General features: G+C 62.3%; 25 protein-coding genes and 1 pseudogene. 4 read left to right on the top strand and 22 right to left on the bottom strand.

The window, feature by feature from the left end:
- Positions 1-12: 12 nt before the first annotated feature.
- The 3 genes from gatC to VMF11_14465 are packed head-to-tail and all read right to left on the bottom strand — an operon-like array spanning position 13 to position 1985.
- Positions 13-303: an Asp-tRNA(Asn)/Glu-tRNA(Gln) amidotransferase subunit GatC gene (gene gatC / locus VMF11_14475; GenBank protein ID HTU71505.1), complete on the bottom strand. Its 291-nt coding sequence runs from the start codon at positions 301-303 to the stop codon at positions 13-15.
- A complete protein-coding gene (rlmD, locus tag VMF11_14470; GenBank protein ID HTU71504.1) occupies positions 284-1780 on the bottom strand; it encodes a 23S rRNA (uracil(1939)-C(5))-methyltransferase RlmD in 1497 nt (498 codons plus the stop codon). Before rlmD ends, gatC begins: the two co-directional genes overlap by 20 nt.
- Positions 1755-1985, bottom strand: a complete 231-nt coding sequence (locus tag VMF11_14465; GenBank protein HTU71503.1) for a hypothetical protein — start codon at positions 1983-1985, stop codon at positions 1755-1757. The genes rlmD and VMF11_14465 overlap by 26 nt, the downstream gene beginning before the upstream one ends.
- A 128-nt stretch (positions 1986-2113) precedes the next feature.
- Between VMF11_14465 and VMF11_14460 the strand changes: the two genes are divergently transcribed.
- Complete coding sequence (locus VMF11_14460) at positions 2114-2947, top strand: hypothetical protein (protein ID HTU71502.1); 834 nt, start codon at positions 2114-2116, stop codon at positions 2945-2947.
- A gap of 13 nt (positions 2948-2960) precedes the next feature.
- Here the strand turns inward: VMF11_14460 and VMF11_14455 are convergent, their stop codons facing one another.
- Genes VMF11_14455 through VMF11_14445 form a run of 3 tightly spaced genes read right to left on the bottom strand, consistent with a single transcriptional unit; the run spans position 2961 to position 8187 of the window.
- A complete protein-coding gene (locus VMF11_14455) occupies positions 2961-6302 on the bottom strand; it encodes a PHP domain-containing protein (GenBank protein HTU71501.1) in 3342 nt (1113 codons plus the stop codon).
- Positions 6302-7564, bottom strand: a complete 1263-nt coding sequence (locus VMF11_14450; protein HTU71500.1) for a hypothetical protein — start codon at positions 7562-7564, stop codon at positions 6302-6304. Before VMF11_14450 ends, VMF11_14455 begins: the two co-directional genes overlap by 1 nt.
- Positions 7561-8187 (bottom strand): hypothetical protein, encoded by a 627-nt coding sequence (locus VMF11_14445; GenBank protein ID HTU71499.1) that lies wholly within the window; start codon positions 8185-8187, stop codon positions 7561-7563. Before VMF11_14445 ends, VMF11_14450 begins: the two co-directional genes overlap by 4 nt.
- 92 nt (positions 8188-8279) lie before the next feature.
- Between VMF11_14445 and VMF11_14440 the strand changes: the two genes are divergently transcribed.
- Entirely contained in the window at positions 8280-8711 is a 432-nt protein-coding gene (locus tag VMF11_14440; GenBank protein ID HTU71498.1) for a CHAD domain-containing protein, read from the top strand.
- Positions 8633-9160 (top strand): annotated as a pseudogene (locus VMF11_14435) (CHAD domain-containing protein). Before VMF11_14440 ends, VMF11_14435 begins: the two are co-directional and overlap by 79 nt.
- On the opposite strand, the gene VMF11_14430 reads toward VMF11_14435, so the two are convergent.
- The 8 genes from VMF11_14430 to flhB form a co-directional block, all read right to left on the bottom strand.
- A complete protein-coding gene (locus VMF11_14430) occupies positions 9130-9966 on the bottom strand; it encodes a hypothetical protein (protein HTU71497.1) in 837 nt (278 codons plus the stop codon). The pseudogene VMF11_14435 and the gene VMF11_14430 overlap by 31 nt on opposite strands.
- A 69-nt stretch (positions 9967-10035) precedes the next feature.
- Positions 10036-10545 carry a chemotaxis protein CheW gene (locus VMF11_14425; GenBank protein ID HTU71496.1) on the bottom strand — a complete coding sequence of 170 codons (510 nt, stop codon included), beginning with the start codon at positions 10543-10545 and terminating at the stop codon, positions 10036-10038.
- Positions 10546-10565: 20 nt separating this feature from the next.
- A complete protein-coding gene (locus VMF11_14420; GenBank protein ID HTU71495.1) occupies positions 10566-12551 on the bottom strand; it encodes a chemotaxis protein CheA in 1986 nt (661 codons plus the stop codon).
- A gap of 238 nt (positions 12552-12789) precedes the next feature.
- Positions 12790-13401, bottom strand: coding sequence for a chemotaxis protein CheC (locus VMF11_14415; protein ID HTU71494.1), 612 nt, complete (start codon positions 13399-13401; stop codon positions 12790-12792).
- On the bottom strand, positions 13398-13760 hold the full coding sequence (locus VMF11_14410; GenBank protein ID HTU71493.1) for a response regulator: 363 nt from the start codon (positions 13758-13760) through the stop codon (positions 13398-13400). Before VMF11_14410 ends, VMF11_14415 begins: the two co-directional genes overlap by 4 nt.
- Before the next feature lie 85 nt (positions 13761-13845).
- Positions 13846-14397, bottom strand: a complete 552-nt coding sequence (locus tag VMF11_14405) for a PilZ domain-containing protein (protein HTU71492.1) — start codon at positions 14395-14397, stop codon at positions 13846-13848.
- A gap of 114 nt (positions 14398-14511) precedes the next feature.
- Positions 14512-16626 carry a flagellar biosynthesis protein FlhA gene (gene flhA / locus VMF11_14400; GenBank protein ID HTU71491.1) on the bottom strand — a complete coding sequence of 705 codons (2115 nt, stop codon included), beginning with the start codon at positions 16624-16626 and terminating at the stop codon, positions 14512-14514.
- Positions 16626-17690 (bottom strand): flagellar biosynthesis protein FlhB, encoded by a 1065-nt coding sequence (flhB, locus tag VMF11_14395; GenBank protein HTU71490.1) that lies wholly within the window; start codon positions 17688-17690, stop codon positions 16626-16628. The genes flhA and flhB overlap by 1 nt, the downstream gene beginning before the upstream one ends.
- A gap of 166 nt (positions 17691-17856) precedes the next feature.
- On the opposite strand from flhB, the gene VMF11_14390 reads away from it, so the two are divergent.
- Positions 17857-18882 carry a hypothetical protein gene (locus VMF11_14390; protein ID HTU71489.1) on the top strand — a complete coding sequence of 342 codons (1026 nt, stop codon included), beginning with the start codon at positions 17857-17859 and terminating at the stop codon, positions 18880-18882.
- Between the two features lie 207 nt (positions 18883-19089).
- On the opposite strand, the gene fliR is transcribed toward VMF11_14390, so the two are convergent.
- The 8 genes from fliR to VMF11_14350 are packed head-to-tail and all read right to left on the bottom strand — an operon-like array spanning position 19090 to position 24873.
- Positions 19090-19869, bottom strand: coding sequence for a flagellar biosynthetic protein FliR (gene fliR / locus VMF11_14385; GenBank protein HTU71488.1), 780 nt, complete (start codon positions 19867-19869; stop codon positions 19090-19092).
- Positions 19869-20138, bottom strand: a complete 270-nt coding sequence (gene fliQ, locus VMF11_14380) for a flagellar biosynthesis protein FliQ (GenBank protein HTU71487.1) — start codon at positions 20136-20138, stop codon at positions 19869-19871. Before fliQ ends, fliR begins: the two co-directional genes overlap by 1 nt.
- Positions 20135-20920, bottom strand: a complete 786-nt coding sequence (fliP, locus tag VMF11_14375) for a flagellar type III secretion system pore protein FliP (GenBank protein HTU71486.1) — start codon at positions 20918-20920, stop codon at positions 20135-20137. Before fliP ends, fliQ begins: the two co-directional genes overlap by 4 nt.
- 37 nt (positions 20921-20957) lie before the next feature.
- Positions 20958-21311 (bottom strand): flagellar biosynthetic protein FliO, encoded by a 354-nt coding sequence (locus VMF11_14370; GenBank protein HTU71485.1) that lies wholly within the window; start codon positions 21309-21311, stop codon positions 20958-20960.
- Between the two features lie 10 nt (positions 21312-21321).
- The gene (fliN, locus tag VMF11_14365) at positions 21322-22227 is read right to left on the bottom strand and encodes a flagellar motor switch protein FliN (GenBank protein ID HTU71484.1); all 906 of its coding nucleotides are present in this window, start codon (positions 22225-22227) and stop codon (positions 21322-21324) included.
- Between the two features lie 3 nt (positions 22228-22230).
- On the bottom strand, positions 22231-23226 hold the full coding sequence (fliM, locus tag VMF11_14360; protein ID HTU71483.1) for a flagellar motor switch protein FliM: 996 nt from the start codon (positions 23224-23226) through the stop codon (positions 22231-22233).
- Between the two features lie 13 nt (positions 23227-23239).
- Entirely contained in the window at positions 23240-24007 is a 768-nt protein-coding gene (locus VMF11_14355) for a flagellar motor protein MotB (GenBank protein HTU71482.1), read from the bottom strand.
- Positions 24008-24030: 23 nt separating this feature from the next.
- Complete coding sequence (locus VMF11_14350) at positions 24031-24873, bottom strand: motility protein A (protein HTU71481.1); 843 nt, start codon at positions 24871-24873, stop codon at positions 24031-24033.
- Positions 24874-25000 lie beyond the last annotated feature (127 nt).

Here is a 25000-nt window from a genome sequence, read left to right as displayed (position 1 = left end):
GGACGTTCCTTTTTAGTCGGCAATGATCCGGGGCACGCGGAAGAATCCGCCTTGCCGTTGCGGCGCCTGTGAGAGCACGGTCTCCCGGTCCAGGCAGGGCGTCACGACATCCGCACGCTCGACGTTGCGTGATTCCACCACCTGCGCCGTAGCTGCGACCGCCGACACGTCGAGCTTGGCGAGTGCGTCCATGTGTTCGAGTAGATCGCCGAGCTGCGCCTCGAACCGTTCGACCTCGTCGTCGGTGAGCGCGATGCGCGCGAGCTTGGCTACGTAGCGAACGTCAATCTTCTCGGACGACAAAGTCGGGATACTCCAATTGGCTTCTGGCAAACTCGTCATCGGGCCAGACCGGCGGAGGTACGTCTCCAAAGGCTTCGGCGATGGTCTGCGGCACCGCTTCGGCCTCACGAAAGAGCGTCACTAGCGTCTCGACGTGCCCCGTCTGCGGGAACATGTCGAACGGCTGCACGATGCCGAGGCGATATCCATTGGCGGCGAGGAACTTTAAATCCCGGGCTAGCGTGGCCGGATCGCAGGAAAGGTACCAGACGTACGGGGCCTTCGCTTCGGCGATGGCGCCGAGCGTCACCTCGTCGCTGCCCTTGCGCGGCGGGTCGAGGAAGACGATATCCGCCTCGCGCATTGCCGTTCGTGCCTCCTGCATGCGCACGATGTCTTCCACGCGCCCGGCCCGGAAGCGCACCCAATTCTCTAGGCCGTTGAGCGCGGCGTTTTCTTCCGCTTCGACGATCGCTTGCGAGCTTTCCTCGATTCCGTACACCTCGCACCCGTAGCGCGCGAAGAACAGGGCGAAGGTCCCGGCCCCGCAATAGAGGTCCACGATCCGGCGCGGATGCTCGAGGCCGCTCCGCAAAAAGTCGAAGATGCGCCCGACGATTTCGACGTTCACTTGAAAGAACGAACCGGCTGAGACGCGATAACGCACGCCGTCGATCGACTCTTCGATCTCGGAACGGCCGAACAGCGTGCGGTGGTGCCGGCCCATGATCGCGTTTTGACTGTTGCGATCGTAGGAGTTCGTCAATCCGACCGCCCCGGGAAAGACGCGCATCAGCGAGTCGGTCGCGCGCGCAACCTCGGGCGAGGCCTGCGCCGTGGTGAAGGTGACGACCGACTCGCCACTGGAGCGCGCGTTGCGCGAAACCACGTGGCGCGTGACGGCGAGCGCTGCCGCGACCTCGGGCACCGAGCGCGCGCGGTTCAGGCGTCCGATATAATCGTTGAGTTGGGGCGTTACGATCGGGCATGCCTCGATCGCGACCACTTCGTGCGAACGCTGCTGATAGAACCCGATCGTGGACCCGGCGCCGGCGTGCTCGACGACCAGCGACATCTTGTTGCGGTAACTGCGCGGATAGATCATTCCGACCGCGCCGCGTACCTCGACCTCCGCAAAGCCCCCGATCCGCTGGAGCGAGCTGCGCACCATGTCGGTCTTCCACGCCAGCTGCGCGGGGTAGCTCAGGTGCTGCACCTGACATCCGCCGCAGGTGCCGAAGACGCTGCAAAACGGCGTGGTCCGGAAGGCGGAGGGGACGAGCAGTTTGACGAGCTGCGCGATCGCGTATTTTGGCTTGATCGCGGTGATTCGCACGCGCGCGCGTTCTTGCGGTAATGGGCCGAAGCAGAAGACGACGATGCCGCCGGTTCGCCCGACGGCCTGGCCATTGGCTAGGAGATCCGTGAAGGCGAGTTCGTACTCCGCGCCGGCGATGATCGCCGGTGACCCGCTACGCGGTGTTTCTCTGCTCGTCAAGCGTCTTGAGCAAGTGATTTGCCTCGTCGATCAGCTGCTGAATTCGTTCGCTCGTCGGGTCGGCCGGGCGTCGACTCATCAGCACGCGCACCACGGTGAACGCGAGCGCGGCGCCCAGCCCGGCGACGCCGATCCACATCAGCGTGCGCGTGAGATTCTGCTGGCGGCGATCTTCGGAACGATCGGCTTCGGGTTGCTGGTCCATCGTGCGGTTTTGGTTCGGCCTTCCGCCAACGGAGACCCCTGACGCGTCGCGCCGCCGCCGCGGCCTTTCTCAGTAGAGGTTCCGGAAAGACCTGGTGTAATAGAGGTTGCCGCCCAGCGAGCGAGCCCATGATCAGCGAAACCGACGACCAGCGACAAGCCAGCGACGATCGCGCCACTGTGGTGTGGTCGCTTCTCGTTTCCGGTTTCATCAACCTCATGGTGTGGATGTTGGCTGCGTGGGGCGTGGCCTTGCGCTTGCACGCGATGATGGCGGCGCCGGAGCACCACCCGCAGGAAACGTTCATGGTCGCTTCGTCGTCGATTCACATCGCGCCGCATAGCCATCCGGTACCGCAGACGCAACCGGTGCCGGTCCGGCAGCAGCGCGCGCAGCCGCCGCCCAAAGCCCTCCCGCGCCGCGTGGTGAAGCAGCCGGAAGCACAGCCCACCGAGATCGCGCGGATCGAGCCGACGGCACCGCCCCAGCCACGCAGTGCACCGAAGAAAGTCCGGCAGGGGACGCTCGCCGAGCAGTTGGCGCAACAAGAGGTCGCATTTCAGCATGAAGCGCAGCAGCTCAACGCGCAGCAAGCTCCGCTCTCGATCGCGACGATCGATCCAAACCAGCGTGCGGCCGCGACGCGATCGTATCACATGAATTTTTCGGGGACCACCGAGCTGCAAGGTCACGGCGAAGGGTTCTTGATTCCGCTTCGAGCGTGGGGCGAAAATGGCATGCACTGTTACTACGGTCAATATCACTGGCTGTATCCGACCGGCGGCACGGAGGTCGCGAACATACCTTGGGCTTTCTGCTTCCCGCCGAATGACGATCCGATCGCGCGTGGGATTCGTGAGTTTCCGTTTCCGCTGCCGCTTCCCGGTTATCGCGTACCGGCGGGGACCTATCTGTATCCAATCGAGAAAGAGGTCTACGATTTCTGGCTCGCTCATCAGTGATTCGCGCGCGTTGTTAATGAAAATTGTGCGAGCGCACGCCGTCGGTGACGCCGCCATCCTCGAGTGGCCACGCAGCACGGGCGAGCAGGTCGATCGTCCCCGCTTCCTTCTGTAAGACCCCCTCGATCACGAGCATGTTCGAGGTGCGGATGACGCGGCGGTAACGTTCGTATACGTCCGGCCGCACGATCACGTTGACCAGACCCGTTTCGTCCTCGAGCGTCAGAAACACGAAGCCTTTGGCCGTGCCCGGCCGCTGGCGGGTGATCACCAAACCGCCGACGCGACAGAGCAGATGATTGGGCATCGCCTCCAGCCGCTGCGCCGAAATCACACGCTGCTCGTCGAGCTGCGCGCGAAAATGCGCCACCGCCTGCACCTTCGTCGTCACGCCCGTCGACCAGAGATCGAACGCGGTCTCTCCTTTCGGGGCGAGGGGCGCAAACTGCACCGCGGGCTCTTCGACCTCCATCAACTTCCCGAGCTCGCCGCGTGCCTCGCGTTCATCGAGCGCGCGCAGCGCCCACATCGCCTCGCGTCGCGATGCGAACCACGGCGCGAACGCCCCCGCGACCGCTAGATTCTCGATCGCCTCTTTTTCGAGCCGGGTGCGCTGCGCGAAGGCGAGCAGATCCGCAAAAGGTCCTTGCGCGAGCGCCGCTTCGAGCCGCTCCTTCTGCGCGCTGCCCAGGCCGCGCACGAGGTGAAACCCCAAACGCAGCGCGCCGTCCCTCTCCACGTGCGACCAATACTCGCTCGCGTTCACCTCGACCGGTTTCACCACCACGCCGTGCCGGCGCGCGTCGTTGACCAAGACTTCGGTCGAATAGAATCCCATCGGCTGCACGTTGAGGATCGCGGCCGCAAAGACCGCCGGAAAATGACATTTTACGTAGGCCGAGGCATAGGCGAGCAGCGCGAAGCTGGCCGCGTGCGATTCGGGAAATCCGTAATCGGCAAAGCCTTCGAGCATGTGGAAGAGCTGCTCGGCCGCCGGGCGATCGATCCCGTTCGCGACCATGCCCTCGACCAGCTTCGGATAGATCTCGCGCATCCGCTCGTGCGAGCGCTTGTGCCCCATCGCCCGGCGCAGCACGTCCGCTTCACCCGGCGTAAATCCCGCCGCCTCGATCGCCATACGCATACCCTGCTCTTGAAAGAGCGGCACACCCATCGTGCGCTCCAGTACCGGCTTGAGCTTCGGATGCGGATATGTCACCGGTTCGAGTCCCGCGCGCCGGCGCAAAAACGGATGCACCATCTGCCCTTGTATCGGGCCCGGCCGAATGATGGCAACCTGCATCACGATGTCGTAAAAGCACCGCGGCTTCATCCGCGGCAACATCGACTGCTGCGCCCGCGATTCGATCTGAAACACCCCGATCGTATCGGCCTTCGAAATCATCGCGTACGTGTCGCGATCGTCCGGGGGAATGGTGTGGAGCGCGAGGGGCTGCGTTGTCAGTCGAGGGAGGTGCATCAGGGTTATTGCCCGCGAAGACGCTCCTCGCGTCCTTCGAGGCATCGCCGCTTCGCGGCGATGCTCCTCAGGATGACAGTGTCTTCCGTCATCCTGAGGTGCGAGCCAAAGGCGAGCCTCGAAGGGCGCATCCTGCGAATGGCGCAAAACTTCGAGCCTTCGCTTGGCAACAGCCCTGATGCACCTCCGTCTCCTCTCGATCGGGCTCGGGATGCCACCTTCGCGTAGGCATCGCTTGTGAATCGAAAATGCTTCGCGCAAGAGCGAGAGCATGCCCAGGCCAAGCAGGTCGATCTTGATCAGGCCGAGTTCTTGCAGGTCGTCTTTGTCCCACTGGATGACGGTGCGGTCGCGCATCGTCGCCCATTCGATCGGGGCGACGCGGATCAGCGGATCGCGGGTGATCACCATGCCGCCGGAGTGGATGCCCATGTGGCGCGGAAAACCGTCGATGCGGCGGCAGAATTCGTCGAGACGCCGTGCGCGTTCGCCGAATTGCGCGGCGGCATCTTCGAGCGATTCGCGGGCGTCGTATTCTCTCGCGATTTCTTCGGTTTGTTCGATCGTGAAGCCGAGGGCTTTGGCGACGTCGCGCAGGGCCGAGCGCGTGCGGTAACTGATGACCTCGGCGGCCATCGCGGCGTTGCTGCGGCCGTAGCGTTCGTAGACGTATTGGATGACCTGCTCGCGGTCTTGATGCGCAAAGTCGATGTCGATGTCGGGAATCTCTTGCCGCTCTTCCGACATGAAGCGCTCGAAGAGCAGATTCATGCCGACCGGATCGACCGCGGTGATGCCGAGCGCGTAGCAGACTGCCGAATTGGCGGCCGATCCGCGGCCCTGGCAGAGCACACCGAGGCGATCGGCAGCCTGCACGATGTCCCAGACGATCAGGAAGTAGCCGGCCAGATCCATCTTGGCGATGATGCCGAGTTCGTATTCGAGTTGACGTTCGACGTTGGATGCGAGCGGCGTACCGTACCGATCGGCGGCGCCGCGATACACGAGTTCGCGCAGATAACTCTGGCGCGTGTAAGCCTGCCCTGAGCCCCTCGAAGGGTCGGGCACCGGAAAGAGCGGGAATTGCCCGGTCAGCCGTTCGAGCCGAAAGCGGCAGCGCTGTGCGATCGTCAGCGTCGCGTCGATCGCTTCGGGATAGGCACTGAAGACGGCTCGCATCGCCGCGGCGGATTTGAGATGGTATTCGGCGTTGGGACGCAAACGACGCTGCGCGCGGGCCGCCTCGAGCGTGATCGTTTCTTTGACGCAGGCGAGAATGTCGGCCAGCGGAGCATCCGCGCGATCGGCATAGACGACGCCGTTGGTCGCCACGTATGCCACGCGCATCTCCCGGGCCAGGCGAACGAGGCGCCGATTACGCTCTGCGTCGGCGGGGGCGAGGTGGTGCTGGAGTTCGAGGTAGCAGCGATCGCGAAAACATGCGCGCAGCGCATCGATCCGCGCAGGCTCGAGACTCTGCGAGAGCGCAACGAGCCCCTGGCTGCGGCCGTCGAGATCCTCGATCCGCAGCCGAGCGTCACCTTTGCTGCCGCGTAGCTGGGCGGTTGAGATCAGTTCGCACAGATTGGCATATCCGCGCGCGTCTTCGATCAGCAGCACCAGAGAGGTACCGTCCTCGAGGGTGAGCTCGCTGCCGATGATCGCCTCGATGCCCGCGCGGCGTGCGGCGCCCGCAAAACGTACCGCGCCGTAGAGCCCGTCGCGATCGGTCAACGCGATCGCCGTAAGCTCGAGTTCGGCCGCGCGGGCGATCAGCGTTTCCGGATGAGACGCACCTTCGAGAAAGGTGAAATTCGAGTACGCATGGAGTTCCGCATAGTTCACATCAGCGCCGCAGCCACGCAGAGCCTCCACTAATCATACGACCCTCGCAGATACCAGCGCTCGCCCTGGCGATAGATGCGGCAGATCTCGCCGTCCTCGAGCTGTACGTCGTACTCGTCGCGCACGACCGCGGCGGTGAACCATCCTTCCTCGATGCGCCACGGCCCCGCGCACTGCGTCACCGTGCGTTCACCGATCGTTGCCGGTTCGCCACGGCGGAGCCGCACGTCGATCTCGGTCACCTCGAGCAGGCGCAGTTGTGGAACGAGTCGCGTGGATTCGGCTTCGCCGAATCCGTAGCGTCCGGCCTTCGGCCGATTCGCGGGGAGCGTGAACGGTTCATAGGCGAAACGCTCTTCGAGCGGATGCGCCGCCCGGATCTGCGCCCGGCGCACGGGTTCACCGAGTACGGCCTCCAGACGCGCGAGCACGACTGCCACGTTCGCCCGATCGATTTCGTCGCCGGCAAGCAGCGGGATCGGTTCGCCCCCTTCTTCCAAGCCGAGCGCGCGCAAGCGCAGCCCGCAGATCGGCGCAGAAAAGCGCGCGCTCTCGAGTTTGACCCGGAGCACGTCGAGCATTGCACGCTCCTGCGAGGTCGCCGCGGCGAGCGCTACGTCGAAACGATCGGTCTGCGCATCCTCGAGTTCGATCTCGACTTGCAGCGCGCCGGCGCGTTTTCCGCAACGTTCGAGATCGTTGCAGATTCGCCCGATCAACACGCGTAAGGCGAAGACCACCGCCGCTTCGCTCTCGGCCGAACCTTCGCCGAGCATCGTCGCCTCGATCGACACCGCGTGACCGCGCGCCAGAAACGGCACACGATCGATTCCGCGCGCATGCTCGTGCCAACGGGCCGCATCGGAGCCGAAGCGCCGCACGAACGGACCGTGCGGTAGACGTGCCAGTTCGCCGAGCGTGTTCACGCCGAGAAGGTGCAAGCGTTCGATGATACCGGATTCGAGTTCGAGCACCTCGAGGGGCAGCGGGGCGAGGGCGCCGGCTTCGCGGCCGGATTCGATGACCGTACCGTCGCCGCTCCACGCAGCCGCATGCGCGCAGAAACGATTGGGTCCGGCGCCGATATGCAGCGGCAACTCGAACCGCACCAACTCCGCGCGAACGTGCGTGCTCCAAACCCGCGGATCACCGCGCATTCCGTGCATGTCGAGAAAGGCCGTACCCGACCCGGCATCCTCGATCAGCGGCGTGACCGCATCGAGCGCATCGAGCATCTCTTGCCAGACGATCTCGCCTAACGCGTAGTTGGGAACACGAACGCACGCGATCATCTGCTCACGCCCTCGTCACGGCCATAGACAACCGGCGGAGTCAGCGCTTTTACGAGAACCTCGCCGCTGCAGGCGCGTTTGTGTTTGCGCACTTCGGCATGCAGTTCGAACCCGGCAAAGACACCCCACAGCCCACGCGTTCCGCGCAGCACCGCCCGCTCCAGCCGGCATGCCAAGCGAACGCCGGCGACGACGCTCAGTTCGGCGCTCGCGCGGGCGGCGAGCACCACCAGGACGGTTCCGGTTCGCGCGGCAAGCTTGGCCAGACGAGCCCACACCGCCGCCCGTAACGCGCCCGCCGTCATGACCACGACCCGCGCGGTACGCGAGCGCAGTAGCAGATCCGCGGCCCGTGCGAGCGCCATCGGCGTCGCAGCCGGAACGATCAACAGCCGGTCCAGCCGTACACCGGCCGCCGCCAGTGCGGGCGGATAGAGCTCGCCTCCGTCGATCACCGCTCCCAGCCCGTGGCGCGTGCCTTGGGCGAGCAGCGCGGCAGCGATACTCCGGCAGCCGGCGCTGCCGCAGCCCTCGATCGTGAGCAGCGTACCGTACGGAATGCCCCCGCCGAGCAGCGCGTCGATCGCGGGGATGGCGGTTGAGAAGAGCGGCTCCCGAGCCAAGCGGAGAGCTCCCGCACCTGCCGAGAAGCGGGTTTTGAGGTCCTGGAAACCGGCGCGTGCGGGAAGCATGGGTCCCCATCCTAATCGAACATATGTTCGGTAGTCAAGACCCCGCCGGGCACCGAAGCCCCGAGCGCATGCCCGACGATCGTATCGTGGAATGGGCCTGCGGGCTGGTCAAACACGACGTCCACACCTTTGAGCGGGCGCGGAAGCGGTTTTTGCGTCAACCCAGCGCCAAACGTCTGCACGACCTGCGCACCAGCGCGCGCCGTCTACGCAGCCTGCACGAAGATCTGCACGAAGCGATTCCGTCGTTTTCGATCAAGCGCTTGCGCCACGTGATCGACTTGACCGGAGAAGCACGCGATGCGGAGGTGTTGCGCGAGGCGCTGCGCGATGCGCTCGACGTGCGAGAGCGCCGCGCCGCCCGCGGCATGCTGCGCGTACTGCGGCGGCGCGAACGCGTCGCATTGCGACTCATCGTACGCGCACTCAAACACATGCGATCGTGGCCGTCGTGAAAGCTCGTCGCATCGACCTCTCCGATGCCTGCGGCGTCGACGACGCCATGCGCCGCATCGCGATCGTCCGCTTTGCCGAAGTGCTCACGCTCGTTCCGGCGCTACGCCGTGGAAAAGTGCGGGATCTACACGATCTGCGCATCGCCTGCAAACGCCTACGTTATTCGCTCGAGCGTTTCACGCCGCGCGAGCCGGCACTGCTCGAAGCGGCAAGCCGCTTGAGCCAGTTGCAGGACGCACTCGGCGACCTCCACGATCGCGATCTTCTGCTCCCGGCGCTCTCGAAGGATCTCCACGTTACCGCGCAACGCATACGCATGCAACGCGAGGACGCACTCGCGCGCGCGCGCGCTCTCTGGCGGGATGCATTCGCGCCCTATGGGCCCTTCGAAGGGTTGATGCGCTTTACCGGGCTCGGCTACGGATTCGGCGACGGCGTCGCGGGCTGAGAATCACAGTACTTGGTCGTGGTGATGATCGTATCGGCCAGAGGAGCTTCGTGCTTCTTACTCTGATCCTGCGTCCAGACGACGCCGTCCTTGAGACGTCTGATCGGATTGTAGCCCAAGGCAAGGCCCGGAATTCGCGTTGGATCGATCTCGTAGGAATTCGGTGTCAAGCCTGCGTTCAGCGCGAGATTGTCGAACATCTCCGGTTTGGTCGGATCGGGCGTCGGCCCGACCAGCTGCTGCAGCGCCGGATCGGCCTGGCCGTTCGGACCGGTGTTGATCGAGGAGAGATAGCCGAAGCCTTCGTGCTGCATGCCGCTGAGCTGCTGCGTGTCGACGAAACCGTTGATGATGTCGATCGATGCTTGCTGATCAGCTAGCGCTTTGAGCATCTGCGTTTTTATCTGAATCAACCGAGCATCGTCGGGGTTCTGCGCGACGGCGGGGAAAACCGACGGATCTTCGAGCAATTTTTGAATCGCGAGCGCGTTTTGTACCAGCGGCTGAACGAGATTTTCCAGATGCAGGACTGCGATGTTCTGCCCGACCTCGTTATCCTCGCCGGCTCGCTGGATGTATTCCTGGAAATAACCCGGGCTTTTGGCGATCGCCGCGTCGTTCTGGATCATCATGCCCAGCGCGGGTTTGATCTTGGTCACGAGCGCGCTACAGAGCGGACGCGAGATCGTGTGATAGATTTCCGGCAGGTACGGGGTGGACGTCGGAGCCGGAGCCGGCGTAGCCGAGCCGGCACCGGTGGCGGCAAAGAGGACGGCCAGGAGCATCGCAAGCGGCGCAATACGCATAGGGGACATTCTACTACGGCAACGCAAGAGAAAGCCTGCCGTGACGGCGGACTCTGAGGAAACCCGGCACTACGCGCCTACGGCTTGCTCCCCGATTTGCTCGAGCGCCTGTTTCTCTTCGCCCGAGATCACCATCGTGAGATCGAGCATGATGATCAGGCGTTCGTCCATCTTTCCGACGCCCTGGATGTACTCGGTGCCGACGCCCGCGATCATTTCCGGCGCGTCTTCGACGTTTTCAATCGGGATGTTGAGCACTTCGCTTACCGAGTCGACGACGATGCCCACGCGCTTATTGCCGATTTCCGTGACGACGATGCGGGTGCTCTTGGTCGCGTCGATGCGTTTCATCCCGAAGCGCGTGCGCAAGTCGATGATCGGGATGAGCTGACCGCGTAGATTGATGACGCCTTCCATGAACTTGGGCGCACGCGGAACGTGCGTGATCTCGACCATGCGAATGATTTCTTGTACTTGCGAGATGTCGACGCCGTACTCTTCGCTGCCCAAGCGGAACGAGACGACCTGGACCACCTCGCCGGAGAGCTGTTGCTTCTTTTCTTCTTTTGCTTCTGCCATGATGATTGATCCCTAGGTTCCTAGACGCCTGAGTACTCTGCGCGCGCCACTCTTCCGCCCGCGTACGCCTCGCTCACCAGCGAATGCACGTCGATGATCAGCGAGATCGAGCCGTTGCCCAGAATCGTCGCGCCCGAGATTCCGGCGATTCTGCCGACGACGTCGGAGAGCGGTTTGATGACGATTTCTTGCTCGCCTTCGAACGAGTCGACCACCAAACCTACCTGGCGGCCTTGCAGCCCCACGATGACGATCATGACCTTGTCGGGATCGCGCTCGCCGCCGAGTTCGAAGAATTCGGCGATGCGCACCAATGGCACCACCTGTCCGCGCAACGTGATGACCTCGTTGCCGTGAACCGTGCGCACATCGCTCATCTCGACGCGCTGCGATTCGATGACCGAATCGAGGGGAATCGCATACAACTCATCGACGACCCGGACGAGAAGCGCTTGAATGATCGCCAACGTGAGCGGCAGTTTGATCGTAAAGCGCGTACCTTGTCCGGGCGCGGTGTCGACGTCGAAAATGCCTTTCAGACGTGAGATGTTGCGCTTGACCACGTCCATGCCGACGCCGCGGCCACTGACGTCGGAGACGACCTCCGCGGTCGAGAAGCCGGGGGTGAAGATCAGCTCGATGATCTCGCGGTCGCTCAAGCGATCGTCGGCCGAGATCAGCCCCTGCTTGATGCCGCGCGCGCGAACCTTCTCGAGGTTGATTCCGCCGCCGTCGTCCGATACTTCGATGATGATCTGATTGCCTTCGTGATAGGCGTTGAGCGTGATCGTTCCGACCCGCGGCTTGCCGAGCTTCTCGCGTTCGTCGGGTGGTTCGATCCCGTGATCGACGTTATTGCGCAGAAGATGCATCAGCGGCTCGCCGACTTCGTCGACGATCGTCTTGTCGAGATCGGTTTCGGCGCCGGAGATCACCAGCGCAACCTCTTTGCCGCGCGCCTTGGCAACGTCGCGCACCAGGCGCGGGAACCGGTCGAAGACTTGACCGATCGGCACCATGCGCACTTTCATGATCGACTCTTGGATCTCGTTGGTAGTGCGCGCCAACAAGGCTGCCGAATCGGCGAGATCCTTCGCCAGCGGCGCGATGATGCCCGACGACGCGGTGGCCGACTTGCCGACCTTGTCGTTCATGAGGCGCTCGAGCGTGCTCGCGATATCGGAGATGCGCGTGCGGTTGATCACCAGCTCACCGACCAGATTCAAGAGCGAGTCCAGGCGCTCGATGTCGACGCGAATCGTTTGGTGGATCGAGGAGCGCTTTTGTTCCGCGTTGGGGGAAGCGGCGGCGCCGCTCGCGGCAGCGGGCGCCGCTGCTGCAGCCTTGGTCTTTTCCGGTTCGGCGACGAACGGAGGCGGCGCGGCGGACGCGGGAGCGGCGGGCGCGGGTTCTTCGAAGGCCGGCACCGCTGCTGCCGCGCTCTCCTTTTGGGCCGCGGCTTCCGCCAGCAGCCGCTGGACCTCGGCTTCGAACGCCTCGACGTCGTCAGGACTGCCTTGCTTCTGTTCGGCCGCGTGCACTTCTTCGAACGATTGCTCCTGACCGGTCCGCCCCTCGATCACGTGCGCCGTCTGCTCGTAGATCGAGGTGAACTTATCGAGCTTTTCGATGTACTCTTCGACGCCGGTGGGAGAGGGCTGATCGGCGATCGCCGCCTCGACCAGCTCGGTCAGCAGGTCGCGCCCCGAGAAGAGAATGTCGACCACGCTCTCCGAAAGCGGCATGCGATCCTTACGCAGTAAGTCGCACAGATTCTCGAGCTTGTGCGCCAAATTCTGCACGTCGGTAAACCCGAGCATGCCGGCACTGCCTTTGACGGTGTGCAGAGCCCGGAAGAGCGAGTTGACGATCTCCGGATCGCTCTCGCCGGTCTGAACGAACTCTTCGAGCTTTAAAAGATCGGCATCGATCTGTTGAAGCAGTTCCTCAGCCTCGTCGCGGAAATACGAGATGAACTCTTCCCTATTAAAAAGTTCATCCGACACAGGAGTAATCCCCGAGCGAGGACCGCTGCTCGCAGTCGTTCGCGACGATGCCTGCAGCGGCGTGCGCGCCGCGAGCGGTGGTCACCGAGCGAAAACTCGAAGTTTTTGCGCCATTCACAGGATGTGATCTTCCTCTGAATGTGGCGCAAAAACTCGGTAGCAGGAGCGGCGCAGGATGCGGCGCGAGGAGCGGTTTCGCGGGTGACCGCCGCTCGCGGCGTCCAGAGCCGCGCAAGGCTTATTCCACTCCGAAGACGGAGAGCAGGGGCCCGAGCGAGCCCGTCTCGGGAATCAAAATAAATTGGCCCGCGACTTCTTTTTCTTTGTCCAAGAACGAAGACTCGATGAGGAAGACGTCCTGATCGGGCAGGATCGACATCAGCGTGCGAAACGCCGCCTGCACCGTGCCGTACGAGAGCGTCGGGACGGAGGGCAGCAAGTTCGATCCGGTGAGCTGGATGATCGCGGTGAGGTACGAACCGGCGATGATGTTGCCCAGCTCCTTGAGCGTCGAGTCCGCGATCGAGTCGAAGATCTGAATGTCGCCGATCACGCGATGCAGGAACTGGCTGACGAAGTCGAGCGCTTGTTCGCGATCGAAGAGTACGACCATTTGTCCGGGGGCTTCGCCGCGCACGTACATGTGCAGCGCCGCGACGGTACGGTTCTCGTGTCCGACGCGTGAGGCCAGATCTCGGAACTTGATGACGTCGATGCGGGGCTCGGAAAGATTGATCTTGGTATTGAGCAGTTGCGATAGCGCGGTCGCCGCATGCCCGGCTCCGATGTTGCCGACCTCTTTGAGCGCGTCCTTTTGGAGATCGTTGAGTTGCATGCCGCCGCCGCTCATGATAGTACCTTTTGAATCGTTTCGAGGATCTTCGGCGGCTGGAAAGGCTTGGTGATGAACGACTTCGCGCCGGCCTGAATGGCCTCGACCACCAGCGCCTGCTGGCCCATCGAGGTACACATGATGATCTTTGCGTTCGGATCGTTGGCGACGATCTGCTTGACTGCGGTGATCCCATCCATCTCGGGCATGACCATGTCCATCGTCACGAGGTCGGGCTGAAGCTGCTTGTACTTCTCGACCGCCTCGACGCCGTTTTGGGCTTCCCCAACGACTTCAAAGCCGTTCTTGGAAAGGATCCCCTTGATCATCATCCGCATGACGACGGCATCGTCGACGATGAGGACTCTCTTGCTCATCCAATGCTCCCAAGACGAGGTGCAAAAACGTGACTCGATCCTCTGAACTGGATCGGCCAAAGGATAGGGGTACTTTATAGATAGGTCAGGCCAATCCCCGGCTGCGTAGTTCGGCCTGGCGCCGGTTGATGAAGTCGATGATGGCCTGGTCTTCGTCCGGCCGCAGCCCCTGGAAGCGCAGCCCATGGGAGAATTTGCCCGACTTCTCGATCTTTTCGTGGCGCATGACTTCGCCGAGCAGGGTCAAGGGCGCATCGACCTTCAGCCGCAACTTGACCTCGACCGTCGTATGGAGCCGGATCTCCCGGTCGAGGATGAGCGAACAGCCGCCGCGGCTGATGTCCCGGATCGTCGCCCGGGCGAATTCCCCGTTTCCGACGCCTCCGGGCGCGAAACGCCATTCGCCGGTGACGATCGCGTCGAGACGGACGTTTTGGCGCTTCTGGGCGCCGGTCGCGGCGCCGATCAAGTTGAGCCTGCGGGGCGGATCGAACTGGGTGCTCGTCGCGGTGACCGCGGCGATCTTTGTTTCCATCCGGTAGCGGCCGGCAGCGGCATTATAGATCAGAACCGCAACTTCGCCGACCTTCCCGAGCGCGTCGCGGGTGACGATGCCCTTGGCGCCCACCGATTCCACCGTGACCGATCGCGCGGGACGGCCGCCGACCACGACGTCGACGAACGAGTGGAGTTGAGGAAGCTTCGTCGGGGACACCGCACCCCCGCGCCCTCCAAAAATCGATTTGAACATTTAGCTCTTCGCTTCCGCGGTCTCTTCGGTCGCGGTGATTTGACCGATCGATTCGACCCGCAGACCCGGTGCAATCTCCGAATACGAGAGGACGACCAATTGTGGTGCCGCGCGTTCGGTAAGCCGCTTGAGGGCCAAACGCACGGAGGGTGAACATAGCACGATCGGCTGTAAGCCGGCGTTCTGTGCCACCGCGATCTGTCGCGTCAACGACGTGTAGATCCGTGAGACCGTATTCGGGTCGAGCAGCGCAAAGGCATCCTCGCCGCGACGCACCGCTTCCGAGAGCAGTGACTCGAGCCGCGGGTCGACCGTAATGACCGAGAGCAACCCGTCTTCGGCGTACTCGGCCGAGATGTGACGTGCGAGTGCGGCGCGAACTTTTTCGGTGAGAAAGTCGACGTCCTTGCTGACGCGCGCCGCATCGGCGAGCGTTTCGAGAATCATCACGAGATTGCGAACCGGAATGCGCTCGCGCAAGAGGTTTTGCAAGACTCGCTGCACTTCACCGACGGTCAGCAGACCCGGGACCAGTTCTTCGACCACCACCGGATAATGCGACTTGACGTTGTCGAGAAGAGCGGACGTCTCTTGACGGCCGAGCAGATCGGGAGAATGCGATTTGATCAGCTCGGTGAGGTGGGTCGCGATCACGCTGGTCGGATCGATCACCGTGTAGCCCGCCATCTCGGCTTCGCTGCGCGCGCTCTCGGCGATCCACAGCGCGGGCAGACCGAACGCCGGCTCGGTCGTCGGAATGCCGTCGATCGGTGCGGTCGCGGTGCCGGGGTTCATCGCGAGCAGGCGGCTCACCATCACTTCGGCTTGCGCGACTTCCAGCCCGTAGATCTTGACCAAGTAGCTGTTCGGACGAAGTTGCAGGTTGTCGCGCACGCGGATGGGCGGAACGGCGATGCCCAGATCGCGCGCGGCGTGACGGCGAATCAGCGTGATGCGCTCCAAAAGATCGCCGCCCTGATTGACGTCGACCAACGGAATCAGCCCGAAGCCGATCTCCAACTCCATCGGATCGTAGGAGAGCAGGGGTACGACGCTCTCCGCGGCTTTGGTGGCGGGCTGTGCGCCCGGCGCGCCGCCCTTGGCGGCGACTTTTCGCTCCGCGGTCGCTTCCGCCGCGCCTTCGCGGCGCGCAAAGTAGATGATGAAGAGCAGCGCGGAGATGCTGAGCAACAGCCAGCGATCCAGGCCCGCCAGGCCAAAGAGAGCGGTGATGATCGCGGCGATGAGCAGTGCGCGAGGCTGGGCGGTCAACTGTTTGGTGATGTCGCTGCCGAAGTCCGATTCGGCGGCGGCGCGGGTAACGATGATGCCGGTTGCTGTCGAAATCAGCAGCGCCGGAACTTGCGTGACGATACCTTCGCCAACCGTGAGCAGCGTGAACTTCTGAAGCGATTCTAGGATCGTGAGATGCTGCTGGGCGACGCCGACGATGAAGCCGCCGATCGTATTGATCGCAACGATGATGACGGCTGCGATCGCGTCACCACGCACGAACTTGCTCGCACCGTCCATCGCGCCGTAGAAGTCGGCGGCGCGCTGAATATCCTTACGGCGTTGCCGCGCCTCGGCCTCGGTAACCAAGCCGGCGTTGAGATCGGCGTCGATCGCCAGCTGTTTACCGGGCATCGCGTCCAACGTGAAGCGCGCCGCGACTTCGGCGACACGGCCCGCGCCGTTGGTGATGACGACAAACTGGATGATGATCAAAATGAGGAAGATCACGAAGCCGACGGCGTAATTTCCCCCGACGACGATCTGACCGAAGAAGTTGATCACCTCGCCCGCGTATCCGTGCAGCAGAATCGCTCGCGTTGCCGTGATGTTGAGCGAGAGCCGGAAGAGCGTTACGATCAGCAGCAAGGTCGGGAACGCCGAGAACGCGAGGGCGTTCTCCGTATAAAGGACCGTCGCGATGATCACCAGCGCCAGCGTGATGTTGATCGAAAGCAAGACGTCCAGCAAGAACGGCGGGATCGGAACGATCATCAGCACGACGAGCATCACCGATGCGCCTGCGATCAGGATCGGTGTGAAGCTCGTGAGCCGTTGGAGAAGGCTCCCGCCGCTCGCGGCGGCCGGCGCTCGCGCGGACACTATGCGATTATCTTTCGCTTGAGCTTGTAGACGAACGCGATCACTTGGGCCACGGCCGCGTACAGGTTGGGCGGAATCGGGTGATTGAGTTCGACGCGTTCGTAGAGCGTGCGCGCAAGCGGCGGGTTCTCCATAATCGGAATGTCGTGCTCGGTGGCGATGTCGCGGATCCGTTTGGCGAGCAGATCGGCGCCTTTAGCGATCACGACCGGCGCGTCCATTTCTATTTCGTCCCACTCGAGCGCCACCGCGTAATGGGTCGGGTTGGTAACGACGACGGTCGCGCGCGGCACCGCGTGCATCATGCGACGCCGAGCGAACTCGCGCTGGCGCTTCTTCAACGCCGCTTTGGCTTCGGGATTTCCCTCGGACTGACGGTACTCGTCCTTGACCTCTTGTTTGGTCATCTTCAGGTTTTCTTCGAGCTGCCAACGCTCGTACGCGTAGTCGAGCACTCCGACGACGACCAGGAACAAGCCGAACTTCCACGCGATGTTGAAGATCACTCCGAAGGTCAGGCCGATCACGCCGGCCGGATCGGTCTGTCCAACCTGCGCGAACAATCCGATATTGCTCGAAATCGTCGTGTAGAGAATGATGGCGACCGCAGAGAGTTTGAGCAGCTGCTTGGCCAGATTCACGCCGATCCGTTTCGAGAAGATGTTCTGGAAGCCGTTGATCGGATTGAGCTTCGAAAAATTCCACTTGAAGGGCGTCGAGGTGGCCACGAATCCGAACTGCAGCAGGTTCGCGCCGATACCGGCGACGATGGCGATCGCGAACGTGATGAGCACGACCCATCCGATGCCGTTGGAGGCTTGCATGAACAAGAGGATCGTCGACTGGTAGGTCGGATCGGCGTGGTCGGCGATGCGCGAAAAGTAAGCTACGGAGGAGTCCTGAAGACCACCCAGCATCGGCATAAAGAGAGCGTGTAACGTCAAAACGACCGACAGGAAGATCACTGCCCCGGCTAAGTCCACACTACGCGGGACTTGACCGCGTTGGCGTGCTTCTTGGCGTCGTTTCGGTGTGGCCTTCTCGGTTTGTTCCGGTTTAGCCATCGAAATCGTTCGCGAGCATGCTCATAAAGGTTTTCGGCGGCACGTCCCTCATTCTGAGACGGCTTGAGGCGGGTGATGGGTCACAGGTTGCGTGGAGGTAAGCGGGAAGGGGGCCGCGGCCTGCCAATAAGGGAGGCTGACCCGAAACGACCCGTAGGAGAGCAACTTGAAATATACGCTGGTCTTGGCCGGCGCGGTGGCCGCCGCGCTCATGCTTGGCGGCTGCGGAAAGACGACTCCGGTTACAAGCGGCACGGCATCCCCGAGCCCGACGTACTCCCCCACCGTGAGTGCCGAATATCCGATTCCCACCGCGAACGCGAAGCCGGCCGGCATCACCCGGACCTCGACCGCCCTCTGGTTCACGGAGGAGGCGGCCGACCAGATCGGGGCGCTGAGCGAGGCCGCAACGATCTCCGAGTACCCGGTCCCCACGGCCAACGCCAAGCCGCTCAACATCACGCTGGGGCAAGATGGGAATCTCTGGTTCACCGAGTTCGCGGGCGCGCAGATCGGGAAGGTCTCCCAGAGCGGCACCAGCTTCGTCGAATGCCCGCTTCCCACCGAGGGCGGCCTGACGCCGACTCCGTTCGGCATCGCCGCCGATAACCAAGGGAATCTGTGGGTCACCGATCCCGGAACCAATGGCCTCTGGATGGTGACGACCGGCTGCGTCGCTACTTTTTTTGCGCTTCCGATCAGCAACGCCGGGCCGGAATCGATCACGGCCGGGCCCAACGGCGCGCTGTGGTTCGTCGAGACGAACGCGAATGAAATCGGCGAGATCCCCAGTACCGCAACCAGCGCGAGCCAAATCCAGAGCTTCCCGATCAACACACCCAATGCCGGCCTGGGCGTGATTGTCACCGGTCAGGACGGCGCGCTTTGGTTCACCGAGACCAAGGCGGACAAGCTGGGCCGCATGCTCACCACGGGTCAGGTTACCGCCGAAACGACGCTGACCGGCGTGACCTCGCCGTACGGACTGGTTTCCGCGCCCGACGGCAACTTCTACATCGCCGACCAGACCAGCAGCGCCATCGTGCAGTATCTCGCCTCGAGCGGAACGGTCACGAGCTACCCGACGAAGACCCCGAACGCCGGCCCGTTCTGGCTCACGATCGGCCCCGACAACGAAGTCTACTTCACCGAACAAACCGCGAATAATATCGGCCAGTTTAGATATTTTTAGCGCCGCTTTCCGGTCGGGCGCTACATGCCGCGTCGGGTCGCTCGTCGCGCGACGTCGTGTCGCGCTCCTGCTACGCTGCGCTCGCGCCACCTGTAACGGAAGAATTTTGACCTCCTGTCAATGGCGCTCGCGTCAGAGTCCCCTCCGCAGCACGTAGCGCCCGCCGGAAGCCGCGCTACAACTCGGTCCACGATTGGAGGATGGCCGTCATGGAGGACGCAGGCCTCTCATGGCGGCGTCCATTTGGCCGGCGACGTCTTGAAATATTTCCGGTCCTACCACTGCCAATAACGGGATCGAGATCGCCATCATCGTCAGCCCGACGGCGACTTGGATCGGCAGGCCGATGACGAACACGTTCATCTGCGGCGCGACACGCGCCATGAACGCCAACATCACGTTGGTGAGAAAGAGCGCGACGACCACCGGCGCCGAGATGCGGAAGACGATCAGAAACGCCTGCGAAAAGAACAGCGTGAGATTTCCGGCGACGGCGGGGTCGAGGTTGATGTAGGGTAACGGGACCAGATTAAATGAGCCCGCGATTCCCTGAATCAGGAAATAGTGCGAGTCGGTGGCCAGAAAGATCAGGGTTGCGAGCGCAAGCTGGAACTCGCCGATGATCGTGATGTTCTGCTGCGTCGTCGGATTGATGACGTTGGCGATGGCAAACCCGATCTGCAAATCGATCAATTCGCCGGCAAATTGAATTCCCGTAAATACCAGTGATGCGATAAAGCCGACGATGACGCCCAGCAAGACCTGCGCACTCGCTCCCACCAGCAATTCGAAGGCGCCGCCGGCCAGATGCGGATGCGGAACCGTGCGATAGATGATGAACGAGATCAACGCCCCCAAACCCAGCCGCAACTGCGATGGGAATTGCGCCGACGAGATGACCGGAAAGAGAAAAAGCATCGAGCTGACCCTCAGGAAGATCAGCAGAAAGACCTCGAACTGCTCGGTCGTCAGCCCGAAGAGATGCATTACTTCACAAAGGCGGGCAGGCTCGAGAAAATGCGCGCGGTGAAATCGGTCAGCATCGCAAGAATGAAGGGGGCGAAAAAGAGCAGGGCGAGCGCAGAGACGACGATCTTCGGAATGAACGCCAACGTCGGCTCTTGGATTTGCGTCACCGCTTGAAAGAGCGAGATGGTCAGGCCGACGATCATGCTCAACAGTAAAACGGGAGCCGCTGCGATGAGCGCGACAAATATTGCTTGTTGACCGATCGAAACCACGTCGCCGAACGTCACGTGTGGAAACTCTGGAAGAGCGCGCTGACGACCAGATCCCAGCCGTCGACGAGGATGAAAATGAGGACTTTGAACGGCAGCGAGATGATCACCGGCGGAATCATCATCATGCCCATCGACAGGAGGATACTCGCGGTGACCATGTCGATGATGATGAATGGAATATAGATCGCGAAGCCGATCTCGAAGGCCGTCTTCAGTTCGGAGAGTACGAAAGCGGGCACGAGCAAATAGGTCGGAACGTCGCGTTGAGAGGCGGGGCGCGGCTCCTTCGAGATCGAGTAGAAGAGCTGGATGTCCTTCACACGCGTCTGCTTGAACATGAAGGTGCGCAGCGGCTGCGCCGCGCGGTCCAAGGCAACCGATTGACTGATCTTCTTCTGTAGATATGGCTGGACCGCGTTGGTGTTGATTTGCCGGATGACCGGGTTCATCACGAAGAACGTCAACAACAAGGCAAGTCCGACGAGCACCTGGTTGGGGGGCGTCTGCTGCGTGCCCATGGCGGTGCGCACGAACGAGAGCACGACGATGATCCGGGTGAACGAGGTCGTCATCACCAGCAACGTCGGCGCGAGCGTAAGCACCGTGAGGAGCAACAGTACCTGCAGCGCGCCGACGACCTGCTGCGGATTGTTCGTCTGACCCAATCCGATGTTGATGTTGGGTACCGGCACGGTTGGAGCGGTGGGCGCCGTCTGCGCGATCGCAAGCGCCGGGAGCACCCAGAGCAGGCCGATCACGGCCGCCGAGAGGCCCAGAAACGGAGCATGCCGCCTCAAACAATCCAATAGCGCACGAAGGCGCGGGTTACGGGCCCTAGGGTTTTCCACGCAGCGATTTCACCAGGTCGGCGAGCGATTTCTGCGTCGCGCCGAAGAGCGCGCGCTGCGTCTGCAGCCAGGCCTCGACTTCTTCGGCCGGCAGCTCGACCAGCGAGTTGACGTGGCCTTGGCCTCCGCCGACCAGGAAGTACCGATCGCCGACTTTGATCACGTGCAGCGCGGAGTGTTGCGAGAGTGGCGTCGACTCGAGCACCGTTACCAGCCGCCGGTTCGCCGATGTTAGGATCCGTCCGCGCGAGAGACCGCGTACAACAGCATAAAGGCCGCCGAGCAGCAGCGCGACGACCAGGAGTGCAAAGACGTAGTTGAGCCAAAAGCTCGCGGACATTATGGCGCCGTCAGGAACTCGTCTGCGGATTGAGTTCGCTGATCTTCACGGCGTACTTGTCGTCGACGACCACGACTTCGCCGCGCGCGATGAGGATGTTGTTGACATAAAGATCGATCGGTTCGGCAGCGAGTTTGTCCAGCTCGAAGACACTGCCGGATTGCAGTGAAACCACTTCGCGCAGCGGCATCACCGTCTTCCCGAGCACAGCGCTGATCTGGAGCGGTACGTCGTGCACGAGATCGAGGTTGGCTTGACCCGGCTGCGCCGGGCGCGGCGCCGTCGGCTGCATCGTCGTGTATGCGACGTTTTGGGCGTTCGCCGGCGCCGCGGCTGCACGCTTGGGCGCCGCGGTGGCGGCCGCTTCCGCCGGCGGGGCTTTGGCGGTGTTCTCGGCTCCGGTCGTCGCATTGAGCCCCAGCTTCGAGAGGGTGATGGCGGCGAAGTCGATGCTGATTCGCGAGCTCAGGTCCGATCCGACGTCGATCGCTCCGCTATAGGAAATGAAAGGAGGCGGCGGAAGGAGCGTCGCGTCGTTACACAGAGAGGCGTGCGCGCCGTCGCTCGACGTGCCGATCGCTTTGGCGAGTTCCTCGACCATCGCGCTTGCGATCTGAGAAACCGTTTCCGAGGCAATCGACATCTGCATCGGGCCCATCTCGGTTACGTCGTCGCCCCCGCCGAGCATGACCCCGACGATCTGCTGCATGTCCGCGGTTGGGAAGCGCACGACGAGCTGCGCCCCCAGCGACGGAATCGTCGCCAGCGAAACCAGCTCGTCGCCGTCGGTGCGGATCGATCCGTCGTGATCGTTTCGCGTCGCGGCGCCGGCACTCGCGGTCTGCTCCACCAGCCGGCCGAGCACGGCGCCGGCGGCTGCCAGCATTGCATCGGCGAGCTGCTGTGTATCGGGCATACGCTATTCGTCCTCGCTCGAAAGAACGTGAGAGACCTGCACCGTCAACTGGTCCTTATTGATGCCGGGAAAGACGCGGAACTTTTCCCGTTCGTTGACCATCGCGGAGAGCGGCTCGTTGGTCAACTTATCGAAGACGACGATGTCCCCTTCCTGCAACGCGACCAAATCGCGCAATGAAACCGTCGTTTTGCCGAGTTCGACCTCGATCTCGACCGGTGCACGTTCGACGTTTCGAGTCAGCTGCGCAATGTCTTCCTCCGTCATGCCTCGCCCGGCCACGACCGTCGGTGACCATTGGAACTCGGTGAGCTGTTGTCCGATCGACTGGAGAACGAGGTAGGGTAGGCAGAAATTCATCACTCCGGCCATGTCGCCGATCTTGAGCTCCATCGAAATGTAGGCGACGATCTGATCGAGGGGAATGATCCGCGGGATGAACTGCGGATTCGAATCGAGCGCCTCGATCTTCAGCGAAAGCGTCAAGAGGTAGTTCCACGATTCGCGGTAGCTGTTGAGCATCCGCGCCATAAAGCGCTGCATCAGCGTGCGCTCGATATCGGTGAGATCGCGAAGCTTGTTCGGGAACCAGCCGGGCCCGCCCAGCAAACGGTCGATGATCGAAAAGACCAGATTCAGGTCCACCTGGACGATGCCGCTTCCAGGCAGCGGATCCATCGAAAAGATGCCTAAGATCGACGGAATCCCGATCGAAGCGATGAAGTCTCCGTAACTTATCTGTTCGATCGAAACGATCGTCGCTTCAACGCGAGTTCGCAAGTAGACCGAGAGCGAGTTGTTGAGCAGCCGGGTAAAGTTCTCGTGCAGTGTGCGCAGAGTTTGCAACTGATTGTTCGTGAACTTATCGAGCCGCTTATTGAAACGAAAATCGAACGACTTGACACGGCGGCCGTCGATCGCTTCCTTTGCCGGGACCGCTCCTTCGCCGGAGAGTTGATTGATGAGGGCATCAATCTCTTCTTGTGAAAGACTTGACATGCGTGCGCTTTTACTAACCTTTCCCGGTATCTAAAGATGAGCCGCCGTTCAAGATCACGATGTCGACGCGGCGGTTGATCTGCCGCTGTGCGTCCGTTGCGTTCGCATTGCGCGGACGATATTCACCATAACCGGTGGCGCGGACGCGGCTGGGCGAGATACCCTCGTGCTCGACCAGATATCGGGCGACGCCGACGGCGCGCGCGGCGGAGAGCTCCCAGTTCGTCGGATATTGCGACGTCGCGATCGGCACGTTGTCGGTATACCCCTCGACCGCTATTTGGTCGTTGTTGCGTTTGAGCAGCGGCGCGAGCTCGTCGAGCACGGCCAATGTCTGCGGCCGCATCTCGGCGCTGCCGCTATCGTAGTACGATTTGTCGGAAAGCAGCGAAACCACCAGCCCGCGTGACGTCGCGTGGATCTGGACCTGTTGCTCGAGATGACTCTCCTTGACGTATTTCTCGAGCTCTTTCTCGATTGCCGGGATGCTGGAGCTCGCCTCGAACGACTGCGAGCCGTTGGCGCCGCCGTTCGGCGGCTGATTGACCGACCAGGTATTGTTGAATCCGGCGGAAACGGATTTTGCGAACTGCTGGACCTTGACGCGGCTGATCGTGGACATGGCGAAGAGGATGATGAACAACGCCAGCATGAGAGTGATCATGTCGGCGTAGGTCAGCAGCCAGCGCATCATGCCGGCGGTCTCGAGTTTTTCCTCGGATCTCTTGCGCGGCCGACTCGATTCGGCTGCCCGGGCTGCACTCTTGATCGGTTGTGCCATCGTTTACGTCAGCCGCATCGCGGTTACGCCGACGAAGCCGAGTATCCGGCCTCGCCCGCAATCGCTCCCCCTTCTTCGACCTCGCTCTCGCGGTCCTTGGGATCGATGAAGGCCAGCAGCTTCTCTTCCAGCAAACGCGGATTGTCGCCGGCCTGGATTGCAAGTATTCCTTCGATCATGATCTCGCGCATCAGCAGCAATTGACCGTTGCGTTCCTTGATTTTGGTGGCGATCGGCAGCCACAGCAGATTCGCGAACATGATGCCGAAGAACGTCGCGACGAACGCCTCCGCGGTCGCGACGCCGATCGTGCCCGCAACGTTGGTGCTATTGCTCATCTCGGAAAGACCTTTGAGCATGCCGATCAAACCGAGCACGGTACCGATGATCCCCAGCGTGGGCGAATAGCCGCCCAGATTCATGAACACCTGCTCGGCCTTGGCGCCGCTCTCTTGGGCGCTGCTGACTTCGGTTTCCAACACCTTGCGGATGATCTCGGTATCGCGACCGTCGATCACGAGCTGAATGCCCTTGCGCATGAAGTCGTCGTCGAGCGCCGCAGCCTCGTTTTCCAGCGCGAGCAGTCCTTCGCGCCGAGCTTTCTCGGCGAACGACACGAGCGTTGAAATCACGTCGCGTTCGTGATAATCGACCTGTGTGAACGCGGTTCGGAAGCCGCCGAAAAAGCCGCGCAAGAAGGTGCGCATCGGAAAGGACGTCAGGGTGGCGCCGAGCGTGCCGCCGAGAATCAGAAACAGCGCTTCGGGACGCCCGAGGATGATGTGCGGGTCGGTGCCACCGACCCAGCCGGCGACGATAATAGCCCCAAAGCCTAGGATCAGGCCTAAAATAGTTGCTAAGTCCAAGGTTCCGCTCTCCGCAAGAGGTTAGGCCGATGCCTTTACCGGGTATCGGCCGGGCCAACCCCAATATCAAGGGTATTCGCTCGGCCCTTCGACGAGCACGGCGCCGAGCGCACGTCGGATGCTCGGA

This window comes from Candidatus Baltobacteraceae bacterium, assembly GCA_035502855.1.
Classification (GTDB): Bacteria; Vulcanimicrobiota; Vulcanimicrobiia; order Vulcanimicrobiales; family Vulcanimicrobiaceae; genus Aquilonibacter.
The sequence above is the reverse complement of the archived record's forward strand: the minus strand, read 5'-3'. Positions and strand labels throughout refer to the sequence as shown.